The 26,341-nt window shown below is 66.5% G+C and carries 26 protein-coding genes; 11 read left to right on the forward strand and 15 right to left on the reverse strand.

Annotated features, from left to right (window positions below):
* Positions 1 to 52: 52 nt before the first annotated feature.
* Positions 53 to 1,036: an NAD(P)H-quinone oxidoreductase gene (locus tag C8N32_RS04965; protein WP_107891371.1), complete on the reverse strand. Its 984-nt coding sequence runs from the start codon at positions 1,034 to 1,036 to the stop codon at positions 53 to 55.
* 2 nt (positions 1,037 to 1,038) lie between these two features.
* On the reverse strand, positions 1,039 to 1,743 hold the full coding sequence (locus C8N32_RS04970) for a COQ9 family protein (protein ID WP_107891372.1): 705 nt from the start codon (positions 1,741 to 1,743) through the stop codon (positions 1,039 to 1,041).
* 109 nt (positions 1,744 to 1,852) lie between these two features.
* On the opposite strand from C8N32_RS04970, the gene rpsU reads away from it, so the two are divergent.
* On the forward strand, positions 1,853 to 2,059 hold the full coding sequence (gene rpsU, locus C8N32_RS04975; RefSeq protein ID WP_007818122.1) for a 30S ribosomal protein S21: 207 nt from the start codon (positions 1,853 to 1,855) through the stop codon (positions 2,057 to 2,059).
* An 81-nt stretch (positions 2,060 to 2,140) separates the two neighbouring features.
* On the opposite strand, the gene C8N32_RS04980 is transcribed toward rpsU, so the two are convergent.
* The 3 genes from C8N32_RS04980 to smpB all read right to left on the reverse strand — a co-directional run bounded on the left by C8N32_RS04980 (position 2,141) and on the right by smpB (position 4,728).
* Positions 2,141 to 3,367 carry an amino acid aminotransferase gene (locus C8N32_RS04980; protein WP_338110838.1) on the reverse strand — a complete coding sequence of 409 codons (1,227 nt, stop codon included), beginning with the start codon at positions 3,365 to 3,367 and terminating at the stop codon, positions 2,141 to 2,143.
* Complete coding sequence (gene sseA, locus C8N32_RS04985; protein ID WP_107891373.1) at positions 3,322 to 4,179, reverse strand: 3-mercaptopyruvate sulfurtransferase; 858 nt, start codon at positions 4,177 to 4,179, stop codon at positions 3,322 to 3,324. Before sseA ends, C8N32_RS04980 begins: the two co-directional genes overlap by 46 nt.
* Positions 4,180 to 4,251: 72 nt before the next feature.
* Positions 4,252 to 4,728 carry an SsrA-binding protein SmpB gene (smpB, locus tag C8N32_RS04990; RefSeq protein ID WP_107891374.1) on the reverse strand — a complete coding sequence of 159 codons (477 nt, stop codon included), beginning with the start codon at positions 4,726 to 4,728 and terminating at the stop codon, positions 4,252 to 4,254.
* A 67-nt stretch (positions 4,729 to 4,795) separates the two neighbouring features.
* Here smpB and C8N32_RS04995 point away from each other — a divergent pair, with 67 nt between their 5' ends.
* Positions 4,796 to 5,221, forward strand: a complete 426-nt coding sequence (locus C8N32_RS04995) for an NUDIX hydrolase (protein ID WP_107891375.1) — start codon at positions 4,796 to 4,798, stop codon at positions 5,219 to 5,221.
* Here C8N32_RS04995 and C8N32_RS05000 read toward each other — a convergent pair.
* Both C8N32_RS05000 and dapA read right to left on the reverse strand, forming a co-directional pair.
* Positions 5,148 to 5,651 (reverse strand): SAM-dependent methyltransferase, encoded by a 504-nt coding sequence (locus tag C8N32_RS05000; RefSeq protein ID WP_107891376.1) that lies wholly within the window; start codon positions 5,649 to 5,651, stop codon positions 5,148 to 5,150. The two genes, C8N32_RS04995 and C8N32_RS05000, sit on opposite strands and share 74 nt — an antisense overlap.
* Entirely contained in the window at positions 5,651 to 6,523 is an 873-nt protein-coding gene (gene dapA, locus C8N32_RS05005) for a 4-hydroxy-tetrahydrodipicolinate synthase (RefSeq protein WP_107891377.1), read from the reverse strand. Before dapA ends, C8N32_RS05000 begins: the two co-directional genes overlap by 1 nt.
* Positions 6,524 to 6,654: 131 nt before the next feature.
* Here dapA and C8N32_RS05010 point away from each other — a divergent pair, with 131 nt between their 5' ends.
* The gene (locus C8N32_RS05010; RefSeq protein ID WP_170106735.1) at positions 6,655 to 8,571 is read left to right on the forward strand and encodes a lytic transglycosylase domain-containing protein; all 1,917 of its coding nucleotides are present in this window, start codon (positions 6,655 to 6,657) and stop codon (positions 8,569 to 8,571) included.
* On the opposite strand, the gene C8N32_RS05015 is transcribed toward C8N32_RS05010, so the two are convergent.
* Both C8N32_RS05015 and mnmC2 read right to left on the reverse strand, forming a co-directional pair.
* Positions 8,558 to 9,421 (reverse strand): DMT family transporter, encoded by an 864-nt coding sequence (locus tag C8N32_RS05015; protein ID WP_107891379.1) that lies wholly within the window; start codon positions 9,419 to 9,421, stop codon positions 8,558 to 8,560. The two genes, C8N32_RS05010 and C8N32_RS05015, sit on opposite strands and share 14 nt — an antisense overlap.
* Complete coding sequence (gene mnmC2, locus C8N32_RS05020) at positions 9,418 to 10,092, reverse strand: tRNA (5-methylaminomethyl-2-thiouridine)(34)-methyltransferase MnmC2 (RefSeq protein ID WP_107891380.1); 675 nt, start codon at positions 10,090 to 10,092, stop codon at positions 9,418 to 9,420. The genes C8N32_RS05015 and mnmC2 overlap by 4 nt, the downstream gene beginning before the upstream one ends.
* A 46-nt stretch (positions 10,093 to 10,138) precedes the next feature.
* Here mnmC2 and C8N32_RS05025 point away from each other — a divergent pair, with 46 nt between their 5' ends.
* On the forward strand, positions 10,139 to 11,185 hold the full coding sequence (locus C8N32_RS05025) for an NAD(P)/FAD-dependent oxidoreductase (RefSeq protein ID WP_107891381.1): 1,047 nt from the start codon (positions 10,139 to 10,141) through the stop codon (positions 11,183 to 11,185).
* A gap of 13 nt (positions 11,186 to 11,198) precedes the next feature.
* On the opposite strand, the gene C8N32_RS05030 is transcribed toward C8N32_RS05025, so the two are convergent.
* From C8N32_RS05030 to dgcN, 3 genes are read right to left on the reverse strand one after another with little or no spacing between them, the layout of a single operon-like run.
* Complete coding sequence (locus C8N32_RS05030) at positions 11,199 to 12,059, reverse strand: D-amino-acid transaminase (RefSeq protein WP_107891382.1); 861 nt, start codon at positions 12,057 to 12,059, stop codon at positions 11,199 to 11,201.
* A 21-nt stretch (positions 12,060 to 12,080) separates the two neighbouring features.
* A complete protein-coding gene (dgcA, locus tag C8N32_RS05035; RefSeq protein ID WP_107891383.1) occupies positions 12,081 to 13,046 on the reverse strand; it encodes an N-acetyl-D-Glu racemase DgcA in 966 nt (321 codons plus the stop codon).
* Positions 13,047 to 13,055: 9 nt separating this feature from the next.
* Positions 13,056 to 14,057, reverse strand: a complete 1,002-nt coding sequence (dgcN, locus tag C8N32_RS05040; protein ID WP_107891384.1) for an N-acetyltransferase DgcN — start codon at positions 14,055 to 14,057, stop codon at positions 13,056 to 13,058.
* Positions 14,058 to 14,352: 295 nt separating this feature from the next.
* Between dgcN and C8N32_RS05045 the strand changes: the two genes are divergently transcribed.
* From C8N32_RS05045 to C8N32_RS05055, 3 genes are all read left to right on the forward strand, one after another.
* The gene (locus tag C8N32_RS05045) at positions 14,353 to 15,312 is read left to right on the forward strand and encodes an L-malyl-CoA/beta-methylmalyl-CoA lyase (protein WP_107891385.1); all 960 of its coding nucleotides are present in this window, start codon (positions 14,353 to 14,355) and stop codon (positions 15,310 to 15,312) included.
* A 195-nt stretch (positions 15,313 to 15,507) separates the two neighbouring features.
* Positions 15,508 to 16,587, forward strand: coding sequence for a PLP-dependent cysteine synthase family protein (locus C8N32_RS05050; protein WP_107891386.1), 1,080 nt, complete (start codon positions 15,508 to 15,510; stop codon positions 16,585 to 16,587).
* A gap of 80 nt (positions 16,588 to 16,667) precedes the next feature.
* On the forward strand, positions 16,668 to 17,627 hold the full coding sequence (locus C8N32_RS05055; protein WP_107891387.1) for an acetyl-CoA carboxylase carboxyltransferase subunit alpha: 960 nt from the start codon (positions 16,668 to 16,670) through the stop codon (positions 17,625 to 17,627).
* Here the strand turns inward: C8N32_RS05055 and C8N32_RS05060 are convergent.
* Together C8N32_RS05060 and C8N32_RS05065 are read right to left on the reverse strand one after the other, a co-directional pair.
* A complete protein-coding gene (locus tag C8N32_RS05060) occupies positions 17,624 to 18,370 on the reverse strand; it encodes an HTD2 family dehydratase (protein ID WP_107891388.1) in 747 nt (248 codons plus the stop codon). The two genes, C8N32_RS05055 and C8N32_RS05060, sit on opposite strands and share 4 nt — an antisense overlap.
* A gap of 8 nt (positions 18,371 to 18,378) precedes the next feature.
* Complete coding sequence (locus tag C8N32_RS05065; RefSeq protein ID WP_107891389.1) at positions 18,379 to 18,918, reverse strand: NADPH-dependent FMN reductase; 540 nt, start codon at positions 18,916 to 18,918, stop codon at positions 18,379 to 18,381.
* A gap of 104 nt (positions 18,919 to 19,022) precedes the next feature.
* Here C8N32_RS05065 and C8N32_RS05070 point away from each other — a divergent pair, with 104 nt between their 5' ends.
* The 4 genes from C8N32_RS05070 (at position 19,023) to C8N32_RS05085 (ending at position 25,166) form a co-directional block, all read left to right on the forward strand.
* A complete protein-coding gene (locus tag C8N32_RS05070; protein WP_107891451.1) occupies positions 19,023 to 20,675 on the forward strand; it encodes a thiamine pyrophosphate-binding protein in 1,653 nt (550 codons plus the stop codon).
* Positions 20,676 to 20,709: 34 nt separating this feature from the next.
* Positions 20,710 to 21,009 carry a hypothetical protein gene (locus tag C8N32_RS05075; protein ID WP_107891390.1) on the forward strand — a complete coding sequence of 100 codons (300 nt, stop codon included), beginning with the start codon at positions 20,710 to 20,712 and terminating at the stop codon, positions 21,007 to 21,009.
* A gap of 134 nt (positions 21,010 to 21,143) precedes the next feature.
* Positions 21,144 to 24,599 carry a chromosome segregation SMC family protein gene (locus tag C8N32_RS05080; protein WP_107891391.1) on the forward strand — a complete coding sequence of 1,152 codons (3,456 nt, stop codon included), beginning with the start codon at positions 21,144 to 21,146 and terminating at the stop codon, positions 24,597 to 24,599.
* Positions 24,600 to 24,692: 93 nt separating this feature from the next.
* Positions 24,693 to 25,166, forward strand: a complete 474-nt coding sequence (locus C8N32_RS05085) for a YbjN domain-containing protein (RefSeq protein ID WP_107891392.1) — start codon at positions 24,693 to 24,695, stop codon at positions 25,164 to 25,166.
* On the opposite strand, the gene C8N32_RS05090 is transcribed toward C8N32_RS05085, so the two are convergent.
* Positions 25,163 to 26,329, reverse strand: a complete 1,167-nt coding sequence (locus C8N32_RS05090) for a lytic murein transglycosylase (protein WP_107891393.1) — start codon at positions 26,327 to 26,329, stop codon at positions 25,163 to 25,165. The genes C8N32_RS05085 and C8N32_RS05090 overlap by 4 nt on opposite strands.
* Positions 26,330 to 26,341: the final 12 nt, after the last annotated feature.

The raw sequence follows: 26,341 nt of genomic DNA on the forward strand, positions 1-26,341 counted from the left end.
CGTGCTTAGCCCAAAGCCGGCGGAGGGGAAAGAGGGCGGCCCGTGGCCGCCGCTACACCTTCAGAACGATCTTGCCGATATGGGTGTTGCTCTCCATGTGGGCATGGGCGTCTGCGGCCCGCTCCAGCGGAAATTCGGAATCCATCACCGGGGCGATGCGTCCGGTTTCCAGCAGGGGCCAGACATGTGTGCGCAGGTCCTTCGCGATGGCGGCCTTCGCCGCGTCCGATTGCGGACGCAGGGTGCTGCCGGTCAGTGTCAGGCGGCGCAGCATCACCTGTGCGAAGTTCAGCGTCGCCTTCGGACCTTGCAGGAAGGCGATGTTCACCAGCCGGCCGTCATCGGCCAGCGCCTTGACGTTGCGGGGGATGTAGTCCCCGCCGACCATGTCGAGGATCAGGTCCGCGCCCCCTTCCGCGCGCAGGACCTCCACGAAGTCTTCCTCCCGGTAGTTGATGGCGCGCTCCGCCCCCAGATTTTCGCAGGCGGTGCATTTTTCGCCGGAACCGGCGGTTGCGAATACCCGTGCGCCAAACGCGCGGGCAAGCTGGATCGCCGTCGTTCCGATGCCCGAGGACCCGCCGTGAACAAGAAACCGTTCCCCTGCGGTCAGGCCGCCCCGCCGGACCACGTTGGACCAGACGGTGAAGAAGGTCTCCGGCAGGCAGGCGGCTTCTTTCGCGGTCAGGCCGGCGGGGATGGGCAGGGCATGGGCGGCGGGGGTGATGACATACTCGGCATACCCGCCACCGGGCAGAAGGGCGCAGACGCGCTCTCCGGTTGTCCAGCCGGACACCCCGGCCCCCAGCCCAACGACCTCTCCCGCGCCCTCCAGCCCCGGCAGATCCGAGGCTTGCGGCGGTGCCTTGTAAAGCCCGGCGCGCTGAAGGGCATCGGGCCGGTTGACCCCGGCCCAGTCCAGCCGGATCAGGATTTCCCCCGGGCCGGGTTGCGGAACGGGGCGTGTGGTGGGGCGCAAGACTTCGGGGCCGCCGGGCCGGGAAAACTCGACGGCACGCATTTCTGTCCGGGACATCGTTACTCCGCAGTCTGGGGGGTTATCTGACCGGGCATCGGGCGGCGGGCATGAGGTGCCTTCACCTGACCCGCCATCCAGTTGGGACAGACGAGGAAAGGCTTGAGAAGCCTGTTGCCTCTGACCTGTGCCTTGAATTTTTCGAACTGCATCACGTTGCCGATGCGACGGTCCAGGAATTCCCATGTCGCGGCATGGCCGGGGGTTTCATCGCCCAGCCAGTACAATACCGTGGCGCTGTAAACGGCGCAGAGCGTCGCCCGCTTCGTGTACCAGTTGATGTCGGTGGAGCCATCCCCGAGGGCGGTCCAGATACGGTCGGCGGTGCCCCACACGGCCCTGGCCCCGTCGCCCGCATGTTGCGGCAGCGCGAACAGGGTGGTTCCCCGGCGGACCAGTTCCTTGTCTTCCATGGCTTCCAGCCGGAAGCGGATGGCGGTGATCGCCCGGTCGCGGATGCGCATCGCGGCCAGGTCGATCTGTGACAGGCGGCGGGCCATCTCGTCATCGCCGCGGCGGTGAAAGGCCACGGCAAGATCCACCGCGCCGCGGGGGCAGGCCGCGCGCGCCAGCGCCGGATCCACACCCGAATCGGCAATCGCGGTGCGGAAGGCCGTTTCGCTCCAGCCATCGAAGGGCACGTGAATCAGCGCCGCATCCAGCAGGTTGGTCTTGATCTCATCCATGGTGGTGGCGTGTTCGGTCATTGCGTGCTCCTCTTGACGGGGAAGGACTATAGACAACTTAGGCAGGCTTTGCTATACGGCCACCTCCTGCAATTTCCGAAACTCCAGCAAGAAAGGTGGTGACAACCACATGCAGGTAAGCGTTCGCGATAACAACGTCGACCAGGCGCTGCGTGCCCTGAAGAAGAAACTTCAGCGGGAAGGCGTTTTCCGGGAGATGAAGCTGCGGCAGCATTTCGAGAAACCGTCCGAGAAGAAAGCGCGCGAGAAGGCCGAGGCCATCCGCCGCGCCCGCAAGCTGGCGCGCAAGAAGGCCCAGCGCGAAGGGCTCCTTTAAAAGCTGTCGGATTGACATGCGAACCGGGGCACATGCCCCACAACGATGACCCCCGCGGCCTGGCCACGGGGGTTTGTCGTTTCAAAGCCCAGCGTCGAGAAACGCGCGGGCCAGGCGGGGCAGGTCGTTTTCGGGCAACCCGGCGATGTTGATGCGGCTGTCCCCGATCATGTAGATGCCATGGGTTTCGCGCAGGGCCGCAACCTGTGGCGTACTGGCCCCCAGCAGTGAGAACATCCCCCGCTGTGCAGTGAGAAACCCGAAACGGTCAGAGCGGCTTTCTGCCCGCAGCACCTCGGCCAGGGCCCCGCGCAGGGACTGCATGCGGTTGCGCATCTCTGTCAGTTCGGCCAGCCAGTCCCGGCGCAGGGCAGGGTCGTTCAGCACCATCGTCACCAGCCGTGCTCCATGATCGGGCGGAAAGGCGAAGTTCTGCCGGTTCAGGTTGCTCAGGTTGCCTTGCACGATGTCGCGCGTGGCCAGATTGGGCGAAAGCGCCATCAGCAGGCCCGTCCGTTCCCGGTAGAGGCCGAAATTCTTTGAGCAACTCATGCAGATCAGCGCCTCTGGCAGGGTGGCCACGATGTGGCTCAGGCCCTGGGCGTCGGCTTCGGGGCCGTCGCCAAATCCGAGATAGGCGATGTCAATCAGTGGCAGCGCGCCGGTCTGGCCCAGATGTGCGGTGATTTCCTGCCACTGGGGCAGCGTCAGGTCCGCGCCGGTAGGGTTGTGACAGCAGCCATGCAGCAGCACCACGTCATCAGGGCCGATTCGGGCGAGGTCGGCCATCATCGCGTCGAAATCGACGCACTGCGTGGCCGGGTCGTAATAACGGTACTCCCTCCGCTTCAGGCCGAGATGGTCGATGATGGCGGGATGGTTGGGCCAGGTCGGGCCGGGCAGCCAGACGCACAGACTGGCATTGGCGCGTGCCAGAAGTTCCAGCGCCTGGCGTACAGCGCCTGTTCCGCCGGGCGTGGCCGCGTAGGCGAGCCGGTCCTCCGGGGGGGGGCCCAGAAGCAGCCCGGACAGCGCCGCATGAAAGCCCGCGTCGCCTTCCAGCGCGGTGTAGGATTTGGTGGCCTCTTCTTCCCACAGGCGCTGCTCTGCCCGCTTCACGGCGCGCATGACCGGTGTGGTGCCGTCCGGCGCGCGGTAGACGCCAACGCCAAGGTCCACCTTGTCGGTCCGCGGGTCGGCGCGGAAAGCCTGCATCAGGCCGATGATCTTGTCGGGGCTTTGTGCGCTCAGCCCGGCAAACATCAGGCGCCGCCCGTCGCGACGGGCAGATCCCCGTACATGCCCCATTCCGTCCAGGAGCCATCGTAGAGTGCATGCTTGCGGTGGCCGATCCGTTCCAGCGCCAGCGACAGGATCGCCGCGGTCACGCCGGTGCCGCAAGTGGTGATGGCGGGTTTCGACAGGTCCACGCCCGCCCCCCCGAACACCGCGCGCAGGGCGTCGGGGGCTTTCATCGTCCCGTCTTCGGTGAGAACCGCCGGGAAGGGAATGTTCCGCGATCCGGGCACATGCCCGCCGCGAAGGCCCGGGCGGGGTTCGGCTTCGGTCCCCGCAAAGCGGCCGGGGCTGCGGGCGTCGAGAATCTCATGATCGCCCAGTTTCGAGGCCGCTGCCACCTGTGTGACGTCTTTCACCAGCCCGGCCTGGCGTTGTACGGTCATGTGGCGGTCGCGGACCGTTGGGGGCAGGTCTTCGGTCTCGCGGCCCTCGGCCAGCCATTTCGGAAACCCGCCGTCAAGCACGGCGATGTCGGTCTTGCCCATCAGGCGAAAGGTCCACCACACGCGCGCTGCGGAAAACAGGCCCGCCCCGTCATAGACCACCACCTGGTGCCCGTCGCCGATGCCCATCGCACGCATCCGGGCGATGAACTTTTCCGGCGGTGGCGCCATGTGCGGCAGGTCGGAGCGCAGATCGGAAATTTCATCGATATCGAAAAACCGTGCGCCGGGAATGTGGGCGTTGTCGTATTCGGCGCGGGGGTTGCGGTGCGCGTCGGGCATGTACCAGGAGGCATCCAGAACCCGCAAATCGGGATCGTTCAGATGCGCCGCCAGCCAGTCGGTGGAGACGAGAGTCTTGGGATCATCGTTAACCATCGAGTACCTCCCCGGCGATGCGCATGTTCATTTCCGTGTAATTCGCGTCCGTGGCGCTGACAAGGCGGCAGGCTAACCGTTCTCCTTCAGAAGGCGCTGTTTCTGGCGTTGCCAGTCGCGCTTGGCCTGGGTGGCGCGCTTGTCCTGCGTCTTCTTGCCTTTGGCGATGCCGATCTTCAGTTTGGCGATGCCGCGGTGGTTGAAATACAGCACCAGGGGGACCAGCGTGTAGCCCTTGCGCCGGGTGTCGGACCAAAGGCGGGCGAGTTCCTTGCGCGACACCAGCAGTTTGCGTCGGCGGCGTTCATCGTGGCCGAAGGTTCTGGCCTGTTCGTAGGGGGCGATGTAGCCGTTGATGAGCCACAGGCCCCCGTCTTCGACGCTGGCGTAGCTTTCGGCGATATTCGCCTGTGCCTTGCGCAACGCCTTGACCTCCGACCCCTCGAGTACGATCCCGCATTCCAGGTCGTCCTCGATGGCGTAGTCGTAGCGTGCGCGCCGGTTCTCGGCGATTACCTTGTAGTTCGGGTCTGAGTTCGCTTTGGCCATGATGGGCGGATATAGGGGATTGTGCCGTCCGAGGAAAGGTGGCCTCTTCCAGGAAAAAGGACAGGACATGACGACCCATCCCGTACCCGCCGTTCTGGCGGTTGTGGCCCGCGAAGGCCGGGTGCTGCTGGTCCGCCGGGCGAATCCGCCCGATGCCGGACTTTGGGGCTTTCCCGGCGGCAAGATCGAACATGGCGAGACCCTGGCCGCCGCCGCCCTGCGCGAACTGGCCGAGGAAACCGGCGTGACCGCCCGCGCGGGCGGGGTGCTGACCGCGCTGGACGCACTTCAGGGGGACGGGGGATACCATTTCGTTCTGGTCGCCCTGCGGTGTGAATGGGTCGCGGGGGCGCCGGTCGCGGGCGACGATGCGCTTGAGGCCCGCTGGGTCAGCCTGGAGGAGATGACCGTACTGGAACTCAGCGCCGGGGTTTATGCGCTTGCGCGCCAGGGGCTTGGGGCGGGGTGTCGATGCGCGGCATCCACGGCTTGATGTCCAGCAGCGGCGTCCCATCGTAGCAGTCGATCGCGTCGATCTCCAGAACGCCGGTTTCGCCATCCACGCCCGTCAGCATAACGGTGGACTGACTGATCGTGTTCGGACGGTTGGGGGAGCGGATCGCGAAGGTGCCCCGCGGCCCGTCCAGATGGGCCGGGGCCTGTTGCAGCAGGTCTCGGCGGGCGTCATCCATCCAGTATAGCAGGATCACCGCCCGCCCGGGCGCAAGTCCCAGAAGGGCGGGGGTGTAGGCCGGGTCCAGTTCCACCCGCGCGGGCCGCCCCGTCTCACGGGCGCGGGAGATGTTGCGCGGGCAATCCCCCGGCCCCCAAGGGGAGCGGATGCGCCCGATGAACCGCAGGGCCGGCCCCTCCGGCGGGGCGGTTTCCAGCCTCAGCTCTCCGGGGCGCAGGGGCTTGGGCATTACAAAAGCCCCGCATGTTCCATTGCCGCGTCGATGCGGGCCTTTGTCGCCTCGGTCACGGGGACAAGCGGGCTGCGGACGTCTTCCGTGCATTTGCCCAGCCGCGACAGCGCGTATTTTGCCCCCGCCACGCCGGGTTCGAGAAAGATGGCGATATGCAGCGGCATCAGCTTGTCCTGAATCGCAAGCGCACCGGAATAGTCCCCCGCCAGCGTGGCTTCCTGAAACCGGGCGCACAGGCGCGGTGCCACGTTGGCCGTGACCGAGATGCACCCCCGCCCGCCATGGGCGTTGAACCCCAGCGCGGTGGCGTCTTCGCCGGACAGTTGCAGGAAATCCGTCCCGCAGGAAATCCGCTGCCTGGGAACGCGGGACAGATCGCCGGTGGCGTCCTTCACACCGATGATGCGCGGCAGTTTCGCCAGTTCGCCCATCGTTTCGGGCGTCATGTCCACGACCGAACGACCGGGGATATTGTAGATGATGACCGGCAGCTTGCAGCAGTCGTGCACGGCGGTGAAGTGCGCAATCAGCCCGGCCTGAGTGGGCTTGTTGTAATAAGGGGTCACCACCAGTGCCGCGTCGGCGCCGGATTTCTCCGCCTGCTGGGTGAGGCGAATCACCTCGGCGGTGTTGTTGGACCCCGTCCCGGCGATCACCGGGGCGCGGCCGCCGACGGCTTTCACGACCTCCTCGACCACGGTCTCGTGCTCGGCATGGGTCAGGGTCGGGCTTTCACCGGTGGTGCCCACGGGGACGAAGCCGTGGGTGCCTTCCCCGAGGTGCCACTCGATCAGCGCCTTGAGCGTGTCGAGATCCAGGGCGCCGTGTTTGAACGGCGTCACCAGGGCTGGAATGGACCCTCTGATCATGACACGCTCCTTTCATATGGTTCTTGTTCAGGGCGACTCGCGCCGACCACGCGCGAGGAACCTATAGCGGCCTGCCGATGTTGCCAAGTTTGTGTATTGCCGGTCTGGACCCGGTTATGAGAGTTTCTTCCATGTTCGCGCGAATTGTTGCCTGTTTCCCCATGATGCTTGCCCTTCTCGCGGGGCCTGCCACCGCCGACCTGGCGCAGGTGATGGCCGCTGTCCGGGCGGACAAATGGGCCGAGGCCCGCACACTTGCCGGGCAAACCGGCCCCGAAGCGGAAGCCCTCGTCGAATGGCGGGCCCTGCGTGCGGGTGAGGGCGATTTTGCCGCCTGCCGGGATTTTCTGGCCCGTCATGCCGATTGGCCCGGGCTGGACCGCATCCGCGCCGATGCGGAACAGAAGATGCCGCCGGACCTGCCCGCCGCCAGGGTTCTGGAATTCTTTGCGAATGCCCGGCCGCTGACGGGTGCGGGCGCGCTGCGCCTTGCGCAGGCCCAGGGTGCGCAGGGGCTTGAGGGCGACGCGCAGGCCGAAGCGGTTCTGGCGTGGCGCACCTTGCCGATGGGGCCGGATACGCAGGCGGATTTCCTGCGACTTTTCTCCGATCTGCTTGCCTCCCATCACATTGCCCGGCTGGATGCGATGCTCTGGCAGGGGAAGAGGGCCTCGGCCCTCAACATGCTGCCGCTGGTGCCGGAGGGGTGGCGGTCGCTGGCCCGTGCCCGCCTTGCCCTGCGCGACATGGCCCCCGGTGTCGATGTCCTGATCGGGGCCGTGCCCCCTGAACTGGAACGCGATCCGGGGCTGGCATTCGAACGTTTCCAGTGGCGCGCCCGGAAGGGCCGCAATGACGAGGCCATCGCGATACTCGCCATGCAAAGCGATCGGATCGATGGGTTGGGACGGGCGCAAAGCTGGGGGAACTGGCGGCGAATCTTCGCCCGGGTGGAGGCCCGCGAAGGCCGTCCGGAGCGCGCCTATGCCCTTGCCGCCCGTCATGGCCTGGTGGAGGGCTCCGACTACGCGGATCTCGAATGGCTTGCCGGGTTCATTGCCCTGCGTCTGCTCGAGGAACCCCAGACCGCTCTGGGCCATTTCGGGAATTTTGCCGCGGCAGTGGAAACGCCGATAAGTCTTGGCCGGGCGGGATATTGGCAGGGGCGGGCGCTGGAGGCTTTGGGCCGCCCCGAAGAGGCGCGTGCCGCGTATGCCCAGGGCGCCGCCCACCAGACGAGCTTTTACGGCCAGCTCGCCGCCGAGCGCGCCGGCCTGCCGATGGACCCGGCGCTGGCGGCGACCGGGCCGCTGCCAGGGGTGCCCGATCTCAAGGCGCGGCCGGTTGTGAAGACCGCGCTGGCGCTTCACGCGGCGGGGGAGCGCAACCTTGCGGAGGTTTTTTTTACCCATATCGCGGAAAACCTCCGCGCCACCGACCAGGCCGGGCTGGCCGCGCTGGCGTTATCGCTGCCTGACGAACATATCGCCCTGCGGGTGGCGAAGGTGGCGGCCGGTCAGGGTGTGGTGCTGCCGCAGGCCTATTTTCCCCTGCCCGACATCGCCGCGCCCGAGGGCGTGCCGAAGGAGCTTGTGCTGTCCATCGCGAGGCGGGAGAGCGAGTTCGATCCGGCGGTAACCAGCCCGGCGGGCGCGCGCGGGCTGATGCAACTGATGCCCGCAACGGCACGTGACATGGCCTTGCGGCTTGGAACCGTATATCGCCCCGCGGCACTGACGCGCGATGCCGCTTATAACGCGCGCCTCGGGGGGGCATATCTGGCCTACCTTCGCGAAACCTTCGGGACAAACCCGGTGCTTACGACGATCGGCTACAATGCCGGGCCATCGCGCGTGACTGCCTGGATCGAAGGCCGGGGCGATCCGCGCGAGGCGGGCGTGGATGTCATCGACTGGATCGAGATGATTCCATTCCGCGAAACCCGCAATTACGTCATGCGTGTGACCGAGTCGATGGCCATCTATCGCGCCCGGCTGAGTGGCAAGACCCAGCCCATGCGCCTGTCGCGGGACCTCAAGGCGCGTTAGGCCGGGAGCGCAGCACTGTGAACAGTCCTGCCGCCACGATCAGCCCCGCGCCCATCGCCACGTTGAGGGCCAGGGTTTCCCCGAAGACCGTGATCCCCAGGGCGGAGGCGAACACAAGTTGCAGGTAGGCAAAGGGTTGCACGGCGCTGGCCTCCGCCACCTCGTATGCCTTGATCAGCAGGAAATGCCCGGTCGCCCCGGTGATGCACAACGCTGCCATCCAGCCCCAGTCGGGTGTGGCCATGGGCTGCCAGAAAGACAACCCCGCCGCCGTCATCACCACAGCGCCGGTCGTGCCGGTCCAGAAAAAACTGGTCAGTGCGGTGTCGCGCCTTGCGGCATAGCGGGTCAACAGCCCGTAGAGTGCGAACATGAACGCCGCCGCCAGCGGAATCAGCGCCGCGGGGTCGAACACCCGCACCCCAGGCTGGAGCAGGATCAGCACCCCGGCAAACCCCACCCCGATGGCCGTCCAGCGCCGCCAGCCGACCTTTTCGCACAGCACGGGCCCCGAAAGCGCGGCGACAAGAAGCGGATAGCAGGCGAAGACCGCGTGGCTTTCCACCAGTCCCAGCGCAACGAAGCCACTCACCATCACGCAGATCTCGCCGGCCAGCAGGAGCCCGCGAAAAATCTGCACAAAAGGCTGGGATGTTGCGGCCGCGGCCCGCACGCCCCCTGCGCGGCGGCCGGCCAGGACGATTACGAAAGCCGCGAAGAACCAGTAGCGGATCATCACCACCATCAGCACGTTGTATTCCGCCGCGAGGTGACGTGAGATCCCGTCCTGCATCGCGAAGACGAAGGTCGTGGCGACCATCAGTGCGATCCCGAGGCGGGATGCGGTCATTTCGGGGCCTGTGCGGCGGTCATGTGACGTTTGCGGCCGAAACCGGGCAGCCGGGTGACCTCAAACCCTGCCCCGGCCAGTCCGCGCCGCACGGCTCCCGCCGCCGTGTATGTGGCCGCAGTCCCGCCGGGGGCGGTATGGCGGGCGACCTCGGCCATCAGGCCGGGCTCCCAGAGTTCCGGGTTTCTGGCGGGGGAGAACCCGTCCAGGAACCACGCATCCGCCCTTCCTTGCCAGTGTGGCAGGGTTTTGCGCGCGTCCCCGATGATGATCTCCGCGCTCAGGTCGGCGGTGTCCACCCGCCGCCCGCCCGCGCGCCACGCGGACAGAAGCGGCGCGGCGGCGGCGCTGGCCTCGGGGAAGGCGGCAAGGGCACGGGCCATGTCTTCGGGCGGCATGGGATAAGCCTCGAAACTGGTGAAGCGGAGGCGACCCGGCGCCCCTGCCGTCCGCCACGCGATCAGCGCCGCCAGAAGGTTCAGCCCGGTGCCGAAGCCCAGTTCCGCAATATGAAAACCGGCGCGAAACCGCCCCGGCAGACCATTGCCGGCCAGAAACACATGCCGGGTTTCCGCCAGCCCGTCGGTCAGCGAGAAATAAGGGTCGTCGAAGCGCGCCGAAACCGGCACGCCGTTGTCCTGCCACAGGATGGGACTCTGGTGATCGTGCATTGGATGTCCTAGACCGTCGCGGGAAAGATGAAAGAGGGCGCGGCCAATGGCAACGGTCGATATCACGGTGATGGGGGCGGGGGTGTTCGGGCTGGCGACGGCCTGGGTCTGTGTACGGCGCGGGGCCCGGGTGCGGGTGGTGGAGTGGTCCCATCCCGGCGCGGGCGCCAGCGGCACGCCGGTGGGCGCGCTGTCCCCCCATGTTCCGGAGCAGTGGAACGCCAAAAAAGCGTTCCAGTTCGACAGCCTGATCGCGGCGCACGCCTTCTGGGCCGGGGTGGAGGCCGCCTCGGGGCAGGGGACCGGCTATGCCCGGCTTGGCCGCTATCAGCCGATCGGGACAGAGGCGGCCCTTGAACGCGCGCAGGCCCGTGCCGCGCAGGCGGAAGATCTGTGGCAGGGCAAGGCGCGCTGGTCCGTGGTGCCCGCGGTCGATGGCGGGGTTTTCGTGCCGCGCTCCCCCACCGGGATGCTGGTGTTCGACACGCTGAGCGCGCGCATCGCCCCGCGTGCAGCCTGCACCGCGCTGGCCCGCGCGATTGTCGCCGAAGGTGGCGAAGTCTGCTGTGGTGCCGAAGGCCCGCAACAGGGGCGGGTGATCTGGGCCACGGGGTATCCGGGGCTGGCAATGCTGTCGGCGGAGCTGGGGGCGCAGGTGGGAAACGGTGTGAAGGGGCAGGCGGCGATCCTGGGGCACGATGCCGGGCCGGTGCCGCAAATCCATGCCGACGGCGTTCTGATTGTCCCCCATGCGGATGGCACGGTTGCCGTCGGCTCAACTTCCGAACGGGACTTCACCGACCCTTTCGCAACCGACGAAAGGCTGGATGACGTGATTGCCCGTGCCCGTGCGGTTTGCCCGGCGCTGGCGCGGGCCCCGGTGATCGAGCGCTGGGCCGGGATCCGCCCGCGCGCCAGTTCCATCGCGCCGATGCTGGGCCCGTGGCCGGGCCGGGCCGGTCATTTCGTCGCCAATGGCGGGTTCAAGATCGGCATCGGTCTTGCGCCGGAAGTGGCGCGGATCATGGCCGACCTCGTGCTGGACGGCCATGATGAGATTCCCGATACGTTCCGGGTGGAGGCAAACCTGTAACCCCTTGCGGGGGTCAGATGGCCGCCTTGCGCATTTCGGCGATATAGATTTCACGCAGGCGGCGGGCCACCGGGCCGGGGGCCCCATCGCCCAGCGTGGCCCCATCCACCGAGACCACCGGCATCACGAAGGCCGAGGCCGAGGTGGTGAAGGCTTCGTCCGCGGCCTTGGCCTCGTCGATGGTGAAGGGGCGTTCCTCGATCTTCATCTGGGCTTCGCGCGCGAATTTCAGAACCGCGGTGCGGGTGATCCCGTGCAGGATATCGCTGGACAGGTTGCGGGTGATGATCTTGCCGTCCTTCACGATATAGGCGTTGTTGCTGGTGCCCTCTGTGACAAAGCCGTCCTGCACCAGCCATGCGTCATCGGCGCCGGCCTTCCTGGCCATCATCTTGGCCATCGAGGGGTAAAGCAACTGCACCGTTTTGATATCGCGCCGGCCCCAGCGGATATCTTCGACCGAGATGATCCGGTTGCCCTTTTGCGCGGCTTCGGTGTCCACCAGCTCCTTGGCCTGGGTGAACAGCACCAGGGAGGGTTTGGTGGTTTCGGGGTCGGGGAACACGAAGTCCCGGTCGCCGTCGGAACCGCGGGTGATCTGCATATATACCATCCCCTGTTCGATGCCGTTGCGGGCGACCAGTTCGCGATGGATATCCAGCAACGCTTCCATGGACACGGGGCTTTGCATGTCCAGTTCCGTCAGGGACCGCTCCAGCCGGGCGGCATGCCCGGCGAAGTCGACCAGCTTGCCGTCCAGAATTGAGGTGACCTCATACACGCCGTCGGCAAACAGGAAGCCGCGGTCAAAGATGGAAACGGTGGCCTCTTCTTCGGGCAGGTAGTTCCCGTTCACGTAAACTGTCCGGCTCATGTCAGTTCCTTTTGTTGCGCCTCAGCCCCACAGCGCGGGCGTGGGCGGATGGACGCCGTCCGCGTCGAACGTCAGGGGGTTGGGTCGGTCTTCGGCCAGAAGCAGCGGTCCGTCAAGGTCCGTCACCGCCGCGCCCTGGGCCACCAGGGTCGCCGGGGCCATTGCCAGGCTGGACCCAACCATGCACCCGACCATGATGCCATAACCCTGCGCGTGGGCCTCGGCCTTCAGGGCGAGTGCCTCTGTCAGGCCCCCGGTCTTGTCCAGCTTGATGTTGATGAGGTCGTATTTGCCCTTCAGCCCCGGCAGGGTGGCGCGGTCGTGGCAGGATTCATCGGCGCAGACCGGCAGCGGGCGGGCAATCTCGGCCAGCATGCCATCCTGCGCGGCGGGCAGGGGCTGTTCGACCATTTCCACCCCCAGCCGCACAAGATGGGGCGCAAGCTCGGAATAGACCTCCGCCGTCCACCCCTCATTCGCATCCACGATGAGACGCGCCCCGGGCGCCCCGGCGCGCACCGCCTCCAGCCGGGGCATGTCGTCGGGGGTGCCCAGCTTGATCTTCAGAAGCGGGCGGCGGGCATGTTTCGCGGCCGCCGCCCGCATCTTTTCCGGTGTGTCCAGAGACAGGGTGAAGGCGGTGATCTCCGGCCGCGGCGGTGGCAGGCCGGCCAGTTGCCAGACGCGGGTGCCGGTTTGCTTTGCCTCCAGATCCCAGAGGGCGCAATCCACCGCGTTGCGGGCCGCGCCGGGGGGCAGGGCCTCTTGCAGGGTCTCGCGGGTCAGCGCGGCGGGCAGAGCGTTGATCTGCGCGCTCACGCTGTCCGGGGTCTCTCCGTAGCGGGCATAGGGGACGCATTCCCCCCGTCCGGTGGCATTTCCCGCGCGGGCCCGCACAGTCAGAACGCGCGCCTCCGTGCGGGAGCCGCGCGCGATGGTGAACACCCCGGCCATGGGGAAGGTGTCGCAGGTCACTTTCAGTTCCATGTCCGGACCTTACAGCGCCGCCAGGGCATCCACCAGACGTTCCGCGCCCTGTCGGAACGGGTCCACCGCGGGCAGGCCCATGCGCGCCTCGATCTCGGCGAGACAGGCAAGTGCCGCGTCCTCGGGCAGGGCGGCGGTGTTGACCGAGATGCCGACCACCTCACAGGCCGGGTTGGCCACGCGTGCCAGTGGCAGCGCGGTGTCGCGCAACTGTTCCAGCGTGGGCAGGGCATGGCCGGGCAGGCCACGCATGTGCGTCCGCGTGGGCTCGTGGCTCAGGATCAGCGCGTCGGGCTGGCCGCCATGGATCAGGGCCATCGTCACACCGGAATAGGAGACATGAAACAGGCTGCCCTGCCCCTCGATCATGTCCCAGTGGTCCGGGTCGTTGTCGGGGGTCAGCCATTCGACCGCCCCGGCCATGAAATCGGCCACCACCGCATCAAGCGGGATACCCTTGCCCGTAATCAGAATCCCGGTCTGCCCGGTGGCGCAGAAACTGGATTTCAGCCCGCGCGCCTTCATGACCTTGTCCATTGCCAGCGCGGTGTACATCTTGCCGACCGAGCAGTCTGTGCCCACGGCAAGGCAACGCTTGCCGCTGCGCTTTTCGCCGTTGGCGATGGGGTACTTGACCTCGGGGATGCGCACGTCGTGCAGGGCCCGGCCGCAGGCCTCGGCCACGGCGACCAGTTCGGGCTCGTCGCGCAGAAGGTTGTGAAGGCCGGAAGCCAGGTCGAAGCCCTCCTCCAGCGCGGCGACCAGCACCTTTTTCCAGAGCGGGCTGATAACCCCGCCGCGATTGGCCACGCCGATCACCAGCGTCTGCGCGCCGGCGGCTTTCGCCTCTGCCAGGGTCATGTCGGGCAGGCCCATATCGGCTTTGCAGCCTTCCATGCGGAACTGGCCGATCGCGTTGTCGGGGCGCCAGTCCCGGATGCCCTGCGCGACCTTTGCGGCCAGAGAGTCGGGGGCGTCGCCCAGAAACAGCAGATAAGGTGTTTTGATCATCGCGGTCGTTCCGTGGTTTGATCCGTGGTTTGAGGCTTCGAGACCCTAGCATTCCCGCCGGGAATGAATTCTCAAACTGCGGCGTAAAATATGATTTTTTGCACGAAATTTCGAAAAAATAATCTTTTTGCACAAGTTTTCTGCGGATATGGCGTCTCTCGCGCCTTGACTTGTCCCTGATGCCGCGCCGCCGCGAAGCGTGCTGCGACTGCAAATCGCAGCTTGAAGTGAGACCGGCAATAATCTACCTGAAATCCGCCTACACTTGAAACATCGTTGCCAAGAGGTCCGCGCCATGAGCTTCCGCATTCAGCCCACCCCTGCCGCCCGCCCGAACCGTTGCCAGTTGTTCGGCCCCGGATCGCGACCGGCGCTTTTTGACAAGATGGCCGCCAGCGCGGCGGATGTCGTCAACCTGGATCTGGAGGACAGCGTCGCCCCCGACGACAAGGCCGAGGCCCGCAAGAACGTCATTCAGGCCATCGGCGACGTAGACTGGGGGGGCAAGACGCTCAGCGTGCGGATCAACGGGCTCGATTCGCCCTATTGGTACCGCGATGTCGTGGACCTGCTGGAAAACGCTTCGGACCGGCTGGACCAGATCATGATCCCCAAGGCGGGGTGCGCGGCGGATCTCTACGCGGTGGATGCACTGGTCAGTTCTGTCGAGGTTGCCAAAGGCCGCCGCAAGCGGATCAGCTTCGAGGTCATCATCGAGACGGCCGCCGGAATCGCCCATGTAGAGGAGATTGCCGCCGCCTCGCCGCGCCTGCAAGCGATGAGCCTGGGCGCCGCCGATTTCGCAGCCTCGATGGGGATGCAGACGACCGGCATCGGCGGTACGCAGGAAAACTACTACATGCACCGCGAGGGACAGAAATACTGGTCTGACCCGTGGCATTGGGCGCAGGCCGCGATTGTCGCCGCCTGCCGGACCCACGGCGTGCTGCCGGTCGATGGTCCGTTTGGAGATTTCAGCGACGAGGAGGGCTTCCGCGCCCAGGCGCGCCGTTCGGCCACACTGGGAATGGTTGGAAAATGGGCCATTCACCCCAGTCAGGTGGCGCTGGCGAATGAGGTTTTCACCCCCTCCGAAGACGCCGTGACCGAAGCCCGGGAAATCCTTGCCGCGATGGCAAAGGCCAAGGCCGAAGGCGCCGGTGCGACCGTCTACAAGGGCCGTCTGGTGGATATCGCCTCGATCAAGCAGGCTGAGGTGATCGTGAAACAGGCGGAGATGATTGCCGGGCGGTAACCGGATTTTCATTCGGGACGGCGGGGCCATGCGGCCCCGTTTTTCTTTGTGCCACGGGGTTTGCGGAACCGCCGTTCGGACGCGTGCCCGCACCGATGACATCGTTCTTAATTCTCCGCCCCCCGTGCGTCGTTCGGCGCGGAGGGTTACATTCGGGGCAAAGCGGCCCGTGCCGCATCAGCGAAGGAGATCTCCATGGCCGATACCGCCATCCGTACGACTCAGGGCCGGGGCCGGCTCTATGACAGTGTTCTTGACACGATCGGGAACACCCCGGTGATCCGCGTCAACAATCTTGGTCCGGAGCATGTCACGATTTACGTGAAGGCCGAGTTCTTCAACCCCGGTGCCTCGGTCAAGGACCGGCTCGCCGTCAACATCATCGAGGCCGCCGAGCGCGACGGCCGCCTCAAGCCGGGCCAGACGGTGGTCGAATCCACCAGCGGGAATACCGGTATCGGGCTGGCGCTGGTCTGTGCGCAAAAGGGGTATCCGCTGGTCATCACCATGGCAGAGACGTTCTCTGTAGAGCGGCGCAGGCTGATGCGGATGCTGGGCGCCAAGGTGGTGCTGACGCCCAGGGCCGACAAGGCTACGGGCATGTATCGCAAGGCGCAGGAACTGGCGGAAAAGAACGGCTGGTTCCTGGCCGCCCAGTTTGAAACCGGTGCCAATGCCGACATCCATGAGGCCACCACCGCGCGTGAGATCCTTGCCGATTTCGAAGGCCAGCGGCTGGATTATGTCGTCACCGGCTATGGGACCGGCGGTACGGTCACCGGGGTTGCCCGCGTGTTGCGCAAGGGCCGCCCGGAAACCAAGATCATTCTGGCCGAGCCCGAAGCCGCGCCTCTGGTGGGCAGCGGTGTGGCACAGGGGCGCACCGAAAGTGGCGAGGCCGCCCACAGCCACCCCGCCTTCACCCCCCATCCGGTGCAGGGCTGGACGCCCGATTTCATTCCGCTGGTTTTGCAGGAGACGCTCGACAAGGGATTCCACGACGCTCTTCTTTCCATCGCCGGGCCGGATGCGGTGCAAGGCGCGCAGGATCTGGCCGCGAAGGAAGGGATACTGACCGGCATTTCCGGGGGCGCGACCTTTGCCGCGGCGCTGAAAACGGCTGAAACCGCTGCACCGGGCTCGGTGATTCTCGCGATGCTGCCCGATACCGGGGAACGTTACCTTTCCACGCCGCTTTTTGAGGCCGTGGGGGCGGAGATGAATGCGGAGGAGCAGGCGATTTCGCAGTCCACCCCCGGCTACCAGATGGGCTGAGCGCGGCGGCGGTGCCGGCCGCCGTTGCAAAATCCACGCCTGGGCGGCATATATCCCGCCAGCAGCAAGGAGCCCCGGTGATGAACTATCTCGAATTCGAAAAGCCGCTGGCAGAGATCGAAGGCAAGGCCGAGGAATTGCGTGCGCTGGCCCGCGCCAACGAGGAAATGGACGTCGAACAGGAGGCCGCCGCGCTGGACAAGAAGGCGGCCGACCTGCTGCGCGATCTTTACAAGAACCTTTCTCCATGGCGCAAATGCCAGGTTGCCCGCCACCCCGACCGGCCCCATTGCAAGGATTACATCGAGGCGCTGTTCACCGAATATACCCCGCTGGCGGGGGATCGGACCTTTGGCGACGACCATGCCGTGATGGGCGGCATCGCCCGTTTCGACGACCGCCCGGTGGTGGTCATCGGTCATGAAAAGGGCGCCGATACCAAAACCCGGCTGGAGCATAATTTCGGCATGGCCCGCCCGGAGGGGTACCGCAAGGCAGTACGCCTGATGGATATGGCGGACCGTTTCAACATGCCGGTTGTCACGCTGGTGGACACCCCCGGCGCCTATCCCGGCAAGGGAGCGGAGGAGCGCGGCCAGTCCGAAGCCATCGCCCGTTCGACGGAGAAATGCCTGCAACTCGGAGTGCCGCTGGTCGGCGTCATCATCGGGGAGGGGGGGTCCGGTGGTGCGGTGGCCTTTGCCACGGCGAACCGGCTGGCGATGCTGGAGCACTCGATCTACTCGGTCATTTCGCCGGAGGGCTGTGCTTCGATCCTGTGGAAGGATGCCGAAAAGATGCGCGAGGCGGCCGAAGCCCTGCGCCTGACGGCGCAGGATTTGCTGAAGCTGGGCGTCATCGACCGCGTTATCGCCGAACCCTTGGGCGGGGCACAGCGCGGACGTGAGGACACGGTCCGGTCGGTCGGTCGCAACATCAAGGCCATGCTGGAGGAAATGAACGGCATGGATCGCGCCGCGCTGACGGCCGACCGGCGCAAGAAGTTCCTCGATATGGGGGCCAGGGGGCTGGCGGCTTAGCCGGCCTCTGCGCTCATGCACAGCCGACCGTTCGGCCCGCACACCCAATAACGGGGTCCCGCACGGCAGAGCGTGGCGGGTTCATGGTCCATCAGGGGCGCGCTGGCGCGGAAGGAGAACCGTGTCAGCGGCCCGGCCTCGGCCGCCATCAGCATCAACATTTGCGCCAGAAGCGGCCCGTGGACGACGAGCCCGTCATATCCTTCCACATCGCGGGCATAATCCCGGTCGTAATGGATGCGATGGCCGTTGAAGGTCAGCGCCGAGTAGCGAAACAGCAAGGTCGGGCTGAACTGTACCGGGCGCGTCTCCTCTGCCCCGTCCGGGGCCGGGGGCGGGACCGGACGCGGGGTGTCCGGCGCCGGGTCCGTGCGGTAGACGAGATCCTGGAATTCCCGCACGCAAAGCGTTCCGTTCTGGCGGATTTCGTGACGCAGGGTAACAAAGCCCAGCGGGCCGCTGCGCCCGTGCTTGTGGGCCGTGTTTTCGATCGTGGTGGTCTTTTCGGCCGGGATGGCGCTGTGCAGGGGGGCGGGAAATTCCAGCCGCCCGCCCGCCCACATCCGGCGCGGCAATCCCATGTCGGGGATCGTGCCGCCTACGGCCGGGTGGCCGTCCCGCCCCAGGGCTTCGGGGGGGTGGGCCTCCCAGAAATAGATATGGTGAAAGAAGGGCGGCAGGTCCGGCCCCGGCGCGGGCAGGTCGAGAGTGGCGCAAAGCGCCTGAGCCCGGGCCGGGTCCATCCTGTCTTTCACCGGGCGACCTCATCGCGCAGGGCTGCCATCAGCGCCGCCAGCGCATTGGTGTTGATCTCATTGGTCAGGCGGCCGGAATTGTCGAACTGGTCTGCGGCCTGACCGACCAGAACCTCCGGCCCGGTCAACACCCGCGCGCCGAAAGGGGTCAGGCACAGGCGCAGCGCGTATTGCGTGCGTTCGCCCCCCGACCGTCCCGCCGTTGCCGACAGGATCGCCACGGGCTTGCCCGCCCATGGCCCCCCCGGCACGCGGCTGACCCAATCGAGCGCGTTCTTCAGAACCCCGCTGATCGATCTGTTGTATTCCGGCGCTGAAATCACCACCGCGTCGGCGCCCGAGATCAGCCCGGCCAGGCGGGCGACCTCTGCGGGCAGGCCCTCCGCAGCTTCGAGGTCGGCGTCGTAAAGCGGCACGCGCAGGTCGGCCAGCGTAAAATGCGCGGGCCCGAAATGGCGCGCGGCCTCGCGCAGCAGGTGCGTGTTGAAAGACCCCTTCCGAAGGGAGCCGGATATGCCAAGCAAAGTGTAAGTCATGGAAGCCTCCTTTGCGGCGAGGGTAAGGCGAAACGGACGCAAGGCAAGCCCTTGCCCCCGCGCCGGGCTTGGCGCACCCTGCGCCAAACCGGATGGGGGGACACATGGTACGGCATGGCGGACGCATAGTGGCGGATCAACTGGCACTTCAGGGGGTAAAGCGGGTGTTTTCCGTGCCGGGGGAAAGTTTCCTTGCCGCACTGGACGGGCTTTACGACGTGGGGATTCAGAACGTTGTCTGCCGGCACGAGGGCGGTGCCGCGATGGCCGCGGCGGCCCACGGGCGGCTGACCGGGCAGCCCGGCGCAGTGTTCGTTACCCGCGGCCCCGGTGCGACCAATGCCGCCAGCGGATTGCACGTTGCCCGGCTGGACAGCATCCCGATGGTGGTGTTCGTGGGCCAGATCGCCCGTTCTGACCGCGACCGGGAAGCGTTTCAGGAACTCGATTACCGCGCCTTCTATGGCCCGCTGGTGAAATGGGTGGCGGAGGTGGACGAGACCGCGCGCCTGCCGGAATACATCTCACGCGCGTTTCATGTCGCGACGTCGGGGCGCCCCGGTCCGGTGGCGCTGGCCCTGCCGGAGGATATGCTGGGTGCCACCGCCGAAGTGGCCGATGTGCCCCCCCCCGCGCGCCTGCTGGCGGAAGCCACCGCTGCGCAGGCCCAGGCCGTATTGGCGGCACTGGCGCAGGCCGAACGCCCCCTCGTCGCCGTGGGAGGGCCGCATTGGTCGGCGCAGGCGGCGGCGGATCTTGTGCGGTTTGCCGAGGCCGCGAACCTGCCTGTGGCAACGACGTTCCGGCGCCAGGATTACATGGACAACACCCACCCCAATTATGTGGGCTATCTTGGCGTGGGCATGAACCCGGCGCTGGGCCAGCGTCTGGCGCAGGCGGATCTGGTTCTGGCGCTGGGCACGCGCATGGGGGACACCGCCACCGGCGGCTATACCCTGATGGCCCCCGGTACCCCCCGGCAGCGGCTGGTACATGTCCATCCGGACCCGGATGAGCCGGGCCGGGTTTTTCGCCCCGATCCGGGAATTGCGCTTGCGGCACCGGCAATGCTTGCGGCGCTGGGAGCGGCCCGCCCCGGCCCGTGGGCGGACTGGACCCGCGCCGCCCGGGCCGATCAGGAAGCCTGGACCCTCCCGCAGCAGACCCCCGGTGCCGTCCGGATGGAGGCCGTCATCCAGACCCTGTCCGACATTTTGCCAGAGGATGCGATCCTGACCAACGGGGCGGGCAATTATGCTGCCTTCCTGCATCGTTATTTCCGTTTTCGGCGCCATGGCACCCAGCTTGCGCCAACATCGGGCAGCATGGGGTTCGGGTTCCCGGCTGCCATCGCCGCGGCGCTGGAACATCCGGGCCGCACCGTCGTGTGCCTTGCCGGGGACGGGTGCTTCCAGATGACGTTGAATGAGTTTTCCACCGCCATGCAGTACGGCGCGAAGGTGGTTGTGATCGTCGCCAACAACGGCCGCTACGGCACCATCCGCATGCATCAGGAGCGCAGCTATCCGGGCCGGGTCAGCGGTACGGACCTGGTCAATCCGGATTACGCCGCGCTGGCCCGCGCTTACGGGGCGGAGGGTGCCGTCGTCGCCGAACAGGCGGAGTTCGCCCCGGCGCTGGCGCAGGCGCTGGCTTGCGGCACCTCTTTCGTGATCGAATTGCGGCTGGACCCGGAGGCGCTCTCGCCGGCGCTGACCCTGACCCGCGCCCGGGAAATGGGGCAGGGGCGCAGTTAACCGGGCCTTTACCCTCACGCGGTGAAATCGCGGCATGACAAATCCTGTGCGATTCCTTGCCCTCGCGGCGGTTGCTGCCCTTGCCGGATGCGACAGCCCCGGTCCGTTTTTCGCCCCTGCCCCGGCCACCCGCGTGACCGTGGACGGGTCGGAGTTCTCCGTCCGCCGCCGCAACGAAAAGGCGCAGGCGATCCGGCTGAACCGGGAACGCCGCGACGGCGTGATGCGCCGCGCCCACGAGGCGATCGAAATTGCGACGGGCTGCATCGTGGTGCCCGGTACCCTGCGCGGCGATCCGGCTTTGGTGCGTGCAACCGTCTATTGCGCGCCCTGACGTCGGGACAACCGAAAACCAATATGTTGTGGAAAAGATCCTTCATTTTCCCATATAGGGTGTGTTTTTCTTGACTCGGCCCTGCCATGCCCAAAAAATGTTAACAGCAACAGAATCAGGAACGCGGGCAGAAATTGCGATTTTCCCGGCTCAGGCTTAACGGCTTCAAAAGCTTCGTCGACCCCACCGACCTGGTGATCGCCGAAGGGTTGACAGGCGTTGTCGGGCCGAACGGGTGCGGCAAGTCCAACCTGCTGGAGGCCCTGCGCTGGGTCATGGGGGAAAACCGCCCCACCGCGATGCGCGGCGGGGGGATGGAAGATGTGATTTTTGCGGGCACCTCCAGTCGCGCCGCGCGCAACTTCGCCGAAGTGTCCCTGCAGATCGACAATGCCGAGCGTCTGGCCCCCGCCGGGTTCAACGAGGCGGATTTGCTGGATGTCGTGCGCCGCATCACCCGCGACGCGGGCTCCGCCTACAAGGTCAACGGCAAGGATGTGCGTGCCCGCGATGTGCAGATGCTGTTCGCGGATGCCTCGACCGGGGCACATTCCCCCGCATTGGTGCGGCAGGGCCAGATCAGCGAACTGATCAATGCCAAGCCTTCCGCCCGCCGCAGAATCCTGGAAGAGGCCGCCGGAATTTCCGGCCTTTATCAGCGCCGGCACGAGGCGGAGCTGAAACTCAAATCCGCCGAGACCAACCTGACCCGTGTCGATGACGTGATCGAACAACTGGCGGCGCAATTGTCTCAACTGGCCCGGCAGGCAAAACAGGCCGCCCGATACAGGGAAATCGGGCGGCTGCTGCGCCTGTCCGAGGGGATGCTGCTTTATCGTCGCTGGAAAGAGGCCGATGCCGCCCGCGCCGGGACAGAGAGTGCCCTGCGTGAGGCCCTCACCGCCGCGGCCCGCGCCGAGACGGCCGCACGTCAGGCCGGGGCGGCCCGCGATGCACGGCACGAAACACTCCCCCCCCTGCGGGAGGAAGAAGCCATCGCCGGGGCCATCGTGCAAAGGTTGCAGGTCCAGCGGGACACCCTGAAAGACCGGGAGGAACGCGCCCGCCAGTCGGTTCAGACCCTGACCGCCCGCATCGCCCAGCTGACTGCGGATATGGAGCGTGAAACGGGCCTGAACCGCGATGCGGGCAACAGCATCGCGCAGTTGGAGTGGGAACAGGATCAGCTTGCCCGGGCAGAGGAGGGCCATGAAGAGGCACTGGCCGCCGCCGCCGCCGCTGCCGATGAGGCGCAGGAGGTATTGCAGGATCGGGAAGCGGCGCTTTCCGATCTGACCGAGGAAGTCGCGCGCCTGTCCGCGCGGCACCAGTCCGCCCAGCGTCTGCGTGATGATGCCGCCAAAACCGCGAGCCACAATGAGGCCGAAGCCGCCCGTGCCGACGCGGCCGCGCAAGCCGCCCGGCAGGTTTTGTCCACCGCGGCCGGGGCTGCGGAAGGGGCAGGGGAAGCGCAGGCGGTCGCCCAGGCCCGTGCCGAAGGGGCCGAGGCCGCCCTGAGCGCCGCCGATGAAGCGCGCGAGGCCGCGCAGGCCGCCGAGTCCGACGCCCGAGCCGCCCGTTCCGAGGCCGAGGGCGCGGCGAATGCCCTGCGGGCCGAGGTGACGGCCCTGGCCCGTCTGGTCGCGCGCGAGGTGACGGGCGAAGGGCAGGTGATGGACCGTCTTCGCGTTGCGCCGGGTTATGAAAAGGCGCTGGGCGCGGCCCTGGCCGATGATCTTCGCGCGCCTGAAATTTCCGGTGCGGGCGGGACCGGCTGGGCGGTGCTGCCGGGCTATGATGTGCCGCAAGCCTTGCCCGCGGGGGTAGAGCCGCTTTCCGCCCATGTCGAGGGGCCCGATGTCCTTGCCCGTCGTATCGGCCAGATCGGGGTCGTCTCCACGCAAGAGGGTGTGCGTCTGCAACCGGGCTTGCAGCCGGGGCAGCGGCTGGTTTCAATGGCAGGGGACCTTTGGCGCTGGGATGGCTACCGCGCCGCCGCCGAGGATGCACCCAGTGCCGCCGCCCTGCGGCTGGAGCAGATCAACCGGCTGGAGGCACTGCGCGCCGATCTGGATATGGCCGAGGCGCGTGCCGAAGAGGCTATCGGGGCGCATGAAGATCTCAGGCTTCGCCTTGCCGATGCGGGGGAGGCCGACCGCATTGCGCGGGAGGCACGCCGTGCCGCCGATCGTGATCTTGCCGAGGCGGGTCGGGCGCTGACCCGTGCCGAAAGCGACCGGGCGATTGCCGAAAGCAAGCTGGAATCGCTTCGCCTTGCCGCCGCCCGCCACAGGGATGAGGCGCTTGCCGCGCGCAAGAACCTGAGCGAGGCCGAAACCGCCCTGACGGACCTGCCTGACCTTGGGGCGGCACGTGCCGGGGTGGAGGATGTGCGGACCACCGTGGAGGCCGCGCGGATGACGATGATGGCCCGCCGTGCCGCCCATGAAGAACTGCGGCGCGAAGGGGAAGCGCGGCTTAAACGGCGCCAGCAGGTTACCCAGGAACTCAGCGGCTGGCGGCACCGGCTGAACAGTGCGGAAACCCGCGTCGCCGAACTGGCCGAACGGCGGGCCGCCGCGCAGGGCGATCTGGAGGAGGCAGAGGCCCTGCCCGAGGCGCTCGCCGTCGAGCATGAAGAGCTGGACACTGCGCTGGAAGAGGCCGGGGCGCGCCGGAGTGCGGCCTCCGAGGCCCTTGGCAGGGCCGAAACGGACCTGCGCGAGGCCGAGATTGCCGCCCGCGATGCCGAACGCGCCGCCGGTGAGGCCCGCGAGGCCCGCGCCCGTGCCGAGGCCCGTGCCGAAGCCGCCCGCGAGACCGTTCACCATGCCGCCGAACGCATTGCCGATGAGATGGAAACAACCCCCGAAGCGTTGTTGGAACGCCTTGACGCCGACCCGGAGCAGATGCCCGATGCAGAGGCCCTGGAACAGGATGTTTCCCGGCTCAAGCGGCAGCGCGATGCGTTGGGGGCGGTCAATCTGCGCGCCGAGGAAGACGCCCGCGAGGTGCAGCAGGAGCACGATGCCCTCAGCGCCGAGAAGCACGACCTGGAGCAGGCCATTGCCGCGCTGCGCAGCGGTATCGCCAGTCTCAACCGCGAAGGGCGCGAACGCCTGCTGACCGCTTTCGAACAGGTCAATACCAACTTTGCGCTGCTGTTTTCCCATCTGTTCGGCGGCGGCGAGGCAAAACTGGTTCTGGTGGAATCCGATGATCCCCTGGATGCCGGGCTGGAGATCATGTGTCAGCCGCCGGGCAAGAAACTTGCCACGCTGTCGCTTCTGTCCGGGGGGGAACAAACCCTGACCGCGCTGGCGCTGATCTTTGCGGTGTTTTTGGCCAACCCCGCCCCGATCTGCGTGCTGGACGAGGTGGATGCGCCGCTGGACGATGCCAACGTGACCCGGTTTTGCGACATGCTGGATGAAATGACCCGCCGTGCGAATACGCGCTTCCTGATCATTACCCACCATGCGGTGACGATGGCACGGATGGACCGCCTGTTTGGTGTGACGATGGCCGAGAAGGGTGTCAGCCAGCTTGTCAGCGTGGATCTGCGCAAGGCGGAAAGCCTGGTCGCCTAGGCTTGACTTTGCCGGGGCGCCGTGCGGTCTTGGCGGGCAGGGCGGCGGCATTTCTCCTGCCGATGTTGGTCTTTCCCTGAAAGGATACAGTGAATGCGTTCATTTTTTCGCCTTTGTGCGCCGGTTTTCCTTGGCCTGATGGCCGCGCCCGCCGCCGCGGAGAACGTGATGGCGGCAAACCCGCAGCAGGTTCTGGAGGCGGTTCAGGCTTATGGTTTTTCCGCCACGCTTGGGACGGATTCCCATGATGACCCGGAAATTTCCGGCCGCGTTTCGAAGACCAACTTCCACATCGTGTTCCATGGATGCGATGGCCATGAAAACTGTAGCGTGCTTTTGTTCCTTGCGGCTTATGACAAGGAAGATCCAATGACCGCACAGCAGATCAATATCTGGAACATGCAAAAGCTGTTCGGCCGCGCGGTGCTGGATGACGAAGGCGATCCGCGGCTGGAGATGCCGGTGAACCTCGATTACGACGGTGTCGGCGCGAAGAATTTCGAGGATACGCTGGATTGGTGGCGCATAGCGGTTGAGGAATTCGAGGATTTTATCGACTGGGATTAAAGCCGGTTCAGCAGGGTGCGGGTGGGCCAGGCGTCGGCGGGCAGGCCGAGGCGCTGTTGTTCCTTCTGTACGGCGGCGCGGGTTTTCGCCCCCAGAATGCCGTCCACCCCCCCGACATCGTGCCCGCGCCGGGTCAGTTTCTGTTGCAGGGCCTTCATTTCGGTGCCGTTCAGGCCCGGGTCAGGGGTGCCGGCGTTGTAGATGGGGGCGCCTTCCAGCCGGGTGGCGAAATAGGCTGCCGTGGTGACGTAGACGAAGCTTTTGTTCCATTCGAACAACACACTGAAATTCGGGTAGGCGAGAAAGGCCGGCCCCTTGCGCCCCATCGGCAGAAGCACCGAGGCGCGCAGATTCCCCGACCCCAGCGTTCCGGTGCGCGGACGGATGCCGAGGCGCTCCCACGCGGTGACGGTTTTGCTGTGGTCCAGCCCGGTTTGCGACCAGTCCAGCTCGCCGGGCAGCGTGATTTCCTGTAGCCAGGGGGCCCCCGCGCGCCAGCCGAGACTGCGCAGCATTTTCGCCCCGGACATCAGCGCATCGGGTGCGGAGGTTTTCAGCCGGACGTGCCCATCGCCGTCGCCATCGACACCGTTTTCGAGGATGTCGCGAGGCAGCATCTGCACCATGCCGATTTCTCCGGCCCATGCGCCGGTGGTGCGGGTTGGGTCGAAATCGCCGTTTTCGTACAGCTCCAGCGCGGCCAGAACCTGCGGGCGGAACAGCTCCGGGCGGCGGCAGTCATGGGCCAGCGTGACCAGCGCGTTGAGCGTGTTGAAATCCCCCTGTACCGCACCGTAATCGGTCTCAAACCCCCAGAACGCCAGCAGGATTCCGCGCGGCACGCCATAGTCGCGTGCGATGCGGTCGAAGGTGCTGTCCCACGTGGCGGCGTTGCGGCGACCGGCCTCCATGCGGTTGGCGCTGATCAGGCGTCGTGAGAAATCGATGAAGTCGCGCTGGAAGATGCCCTGTTCCCGGTCCGCACGCAGCACGGCGGGGTCGGGACGGGCCGTGGCGAAGAAGGCTTCCACAGTTGCGGCGGAATGGCCCCGGCTGCGGGCCTCGGCTTTCAGGTCGTTCAGAAAGGCGGGGAACCCGCCCCCGCAGGGGGAGGCAGCCGTGGCCGGAAAGGCCAGGCATATAGCAATCAGGATCGGGCGCATCGGGGAACCTCC

Origin of the sequence: Rhodovulum imhoffii, from assembly GCF_003046545.1 — a bacterium.
Lineage (GTDB): Bacteria > Pseudomonadota > Alphaproteobacteria > Rhodobacterales > Rhodobacteraceae > Rhodovulum > Rhodovulum imhoffii.